The sequence below is a fragment of the Rhodococcus zopfii NBRC 100606 = JCM 9919 genome, assembly GCF_001895025.1.
Taxonomy (GTDB): Bacteria; Actinomycetota; Actinomycetes; order Mycobacteriales; family Mycobacteriaceae; genus Rhodococcus; species Rhodococcus zopfii.
The window spans coordinates 1-3790 of the sequence record NZ_BCXI01000098.1 but is presented as its reverse complement, the minus strand read 5'-3'; the positions used below and the strand labels follow the sequence as shown (position 1 = coordinate 3790).

3 protein-coding genes are annotated in these 3790 nt (G+C 66.5%); 1 reads left to right on the top strand and 2 read right to left on the bottom strand.

What is annotated here, in order from left to right:
- Positions 1 to 193 precede the first annotated feature (193 nt).
- Complete coding sequence (locus RZ1_RS29210) at positions 194 to 1204, top strand: hypothetical protein (protein ID WP_139282071.1); 1011 nt, start codon at positions 194 to 196, stop codon at positions 1202 to 1204.
- Positions 1205 to 1350: 146 nt separating this feature from the next.
- On the opposite strand, the gene istB is transcribed toward RZ1_RS29210, so the two are convergent.
- The gene (gene istB, locus RZ1_RS29205) at positions 1351 to 2139 is read right to left on the bottom strand and encodes an IS21-like element helper ATPase IstB (RefSeq protein ID WP_072816412.1); all 789 of its coding nucleotides are present in this window, start codon (positions 2137 to 2139) and stop codon (positions 1351 to 1353) included.
- On the bottom strand, positions 2136 to 3635 hold the full coding sequence (istA, locus tag RZ1_RS29200; RefSeq protein ID WP_139282070.1) for an IS21 family transposase: 1500 nt from the start codon (positions 3633 to 3635) through the stop codon (positions 2136 to 2138). The genes istB and istA overlap by 4 nt, the downstream gene beginning before the upstream one ends.
- Positions 3636 to 3790 lie beyond the last annotated feature (155 nt).

Here is a 3790-nt window from a genome sequence, read left to right as displayed (position 1 = left end):
CCGGGGCGGTTCACGGTGTGCCCGCTGCAAGAGTGGTGACGGGCGGAGTGTTCCTGGCTCAGTTCAACCACAGGCCGCGGGTGACGCCGCCGACTCCCCGGCGGAGGGCTGGACTACGATCCACGCTTCGATGCCCATAGCGCAGGCTGGTGCCCTCCGAGCGCCCCAGACGCCAGTACCGAGAGGAACGTTCGTGAGCCGATCCAAACGCAAGGGGCGCAACGAGAACCGTCAACCGCTCACCAGCCCGGAGTCGGTAGCTGCACGAACACTGTTGTCGCCGCTTATTCCGTCGCGACGTCGCGCCGGTGACCGAGCAGCCCGTGCAAAGCAACTCACGCCATGGCAGCGGGAACCAAGTCAAGTTCAACCGGGCAGCTCCGTCGACCTCGACGACGGGGAATTTCTCGCCGGGGTTATCGACTTCGTCGGTACCAACATGCTTGTGCAGCACCACACCCTGTTCCCTGCAATGAGCGCAGCCGAGAATCTGACTACTGTCGCTCATCTCATCGACCAGTGGGATCCGACCGGAAAGATGCGGACAACATCGATCATCGCGCTATGCCGCTCTGCTCTAGAGTCCGCATCGCGCGCGGTGTGGGTGCTCTGCGAATCAGACCGGGACGAACGGCGCAACCGTGCGCTGCGGATCACGCGGGATGAGATTCAACGCCACAAAAAATACGTGACCGAACAGGTCAAGCGGCTAGAGGGAACCGAAATGGGCGTTGGTGCTGAGCGGCTACCGTTCGATACCGCAGAGTACCTAAGTCAGGTCACTGCACAGAAGAACGGCGCCGAATCCGCGATGCAAGTTTTGGTCGATGCTGGTGTGAAGGGTGCGCCCCCTATGGAGCAGATCATCGACGCGTCAGCCGAATGGATCGACACACACAATCCAATGAAGTCGGTCCAACCGATGGCGAACCTGACCCGACAGATGTATTCGTTTTCCTCCGGCATCACACACGGTTCAACGTGGCCGACACAGTATCTTCTGGGTGCTACGGACATGCACAACGTTGTGGCGGACCTACTGCATGTATCGCTCGCGACAACAGAGGCGGCGGTCATCTTGTGGGAGACCCAGTCCTCCGTGGACGCCCGCGTCGGACGACACTGTCCGCAGTACCTTCGGCAGGCTGCCCGCCGACTCCATCCGCGCTATGCCCCACTCGCCGAGGACGGCGTATCGGCGTGACGGGATGCCTGAATCTTGATTCTTCAGAGGTGTGCTGTTTGAGGATCGCCAAGCGGGACACTGCGGGCCGCTGTCAACGGCCATCGTGATGTCCCCGCTTTTGGCCAGGTGAAAGTCCCCGCCTCGTGGGTGTTTCGGGGTTGGGGTCAGGGGCGTTCACCTCGTTCGTGTCGGGCTTGGCGCATCCGGTAGGACTCGCCGTCGGTGAGCACGACGGTGGCGTGGTGCAAGAGCCGGTCGAGGATGCCGGCGGCGGTGGTGTGCTCGGGCAGGAACCGGCCCCACTGTTCGAACGGCCAGTGCGAGGCGACCGCCAGGGAGCGGCGTTCGTAGGCGCCGGCGACGAGCCGGAACAGCAGTTGGGTGCCGGTGTCGTCGAGCGGCGCGAACCCGACCTCGTCGACGATGATCAGATCCGCCCGCAGCAGCGTGTCGATGGTCTTGCCGACGGTGTTGTCGGCCAGGCCGCGGTAGAGGGTTTCGACGAGGTCGGCGGCGGTGAAATAGCGGACCTTGTGCCCGGCGTGCACCGCCGCGATGCCCAGCCCGATCAGGGTGTGGGATTTTCCGGTACCCGGTGGGCCGACCAACGCCAGATTGGCATGGGCGCGAACCCATTCCAAACCGATCAGATAGTCGAATGTGGTTTGCGGGATGGAGGATTCGGCGACGATGAAGCTGTCGAGGGTCTTGGCGACTGGGAACGCGGCCGCTTTGAGTCGGGCGGCGATGTTGGAGGCGTCGCGGGCAGCCAACTCCGCTTCGATCAGGGTGCGCAGTACCTCCTCCGGGGTCCAGCGTTGGGTTTTGGCGGTCTGCAGGACCTCGGCGGCGGTGCGGCGGACGGTGGCGAGTTTGAGTCGGCGCAGACCGGCGTCGAGGTCGGCGGGCAGTGCCGCGGCCGCCGGCGGAACGGCGGTGCTCGAACTGTTCATCGTGCGGTCTCCTCTCGGGTGACGGCGTAGGCGTCGAGGGAGCGGGTCGGGGCGGTCGGCAGGTCCAGCACCAGCGCGTCACCGCCGGGGCGGGGTTGGGGAACCCCGGCGCCGGCGTCGAGGATGGACCGGACGTCGTCGGCGCGGAACCGCCGGAACGCGACCGCCCGGGTCAGGGCGGCGAGCAGGGCATCGGTGCCGTGTGCGGCCTGCAGGTCCAGCAGCACCGCGAGTTCGGCGGGCAGGCGGGTGTTGGCGGCCGCGGCGGCGCCGACGAGGAATTGTTCGGCGACCGCACCGAGTGCGCAGAATCGTTTCTCGACTTCGGTTTTCGGTCGCGGACCGCGACTGGGGGCCTGTCGTGGGGTCGGGTAGTGCTCGTCGAGGATCGACGCGGTACCCGGGGCGGTGAGCGCGTGATCGGCGGCGACCTGACCGGTGGCCGGGTCGACGATCAGCAGTCGTCCCTCGCCGGCGGCGACGGTGACGGTGGTCCCGATCAGGCGGGTCGGCACCGAATAGCGGGCCGAGCCGAAGCGGATGCAGGAGAGCTTGTCGACCTTGCGGGTCACCGGCGGCGGCCCGATCTGCAAGCGTAGGGACGGCAGTGGCCCGAGCACGGTCCGTTCCTCGAGCAGACGCTGGGCGGGGACCGCGTCGATCTCGGTGTGCACCCGGGTGTTGACCTCGACGCACCAGGTCTTCGCGGCGGCGTTCGCGGTGGTCAGGTCCACCGGTCGGCCGGACAGGTCGGCGGCGGTGAGCAGTGGAACGACCAGGTCGCGTTGGGCGTAGCCGACGAGGTGTTCGACGATGCCCTTCGATTCGGGGTCGGCGGCGTGGCAGAAGTCGGGGCGGAACCCGTAGTGGGTGGCCATCCGCACGTAGTCCGGGGTCGGGACCACCACGTTCGCCACGACTCCGCCTTTGAGGCAGGCCATCCGGTCGGCCAGGACCTTGGCGGGCACCCCGCCGATCGCGGCGAGGGCCTCGGCGATCAGCGTCAAGGTGGTGCCGGCGCGTTCGTCGGTGGCGAAGGCGACGAACCGCCATCGTGAATACGCCAGCACCGCGCAGAACAGGTGCAGGCCGGCGCCCAGGGTGGCCCAGTCGATGACCAGGTATTCGCCCGGTGTCCATACGGCGGGGCGGCGTCCGCGGTGATTGTTCTTGCGCCACTTGGTTTTCTCGTCGGCGACGAGGCGGCGGAAGTTGCGGTCCGAGCCGGTGTATCCGGCGGCTACCGCGATCGGGAGCAGACGCTTGGCGGAGATTCTGCCTCGGGACGAGGCGATGCGTTCTGCGACGATCTGGGTGACGGTGTCGTAGTTGCGGGGGCGGGGTTGTCGTGAGGGTGGGGTGTCGCCGGCTTCGAATCGTTCGATGACCCGGCGGACGGTTTTGTGGGTGGTGCCGCACATCTCGGCGGCGCCGCGGTAGGTGCCGACCTCGCGGTAGGCGGAAATGATGTCCATGCGGTCCTTCGCAGACTTCAATGGAACTCCCTGGGCGGTGACAGGTGACTGGGTGGCACCTTCACCTTCACCGCTCAGGCCTGGCGTTCCGGTGGGAATCACGACGAACACGAGGCGGGGACTTTCATCTGGCCACCGGTGGGGACCGTTACTCGGCCACCAGTGGGGACTTTCTC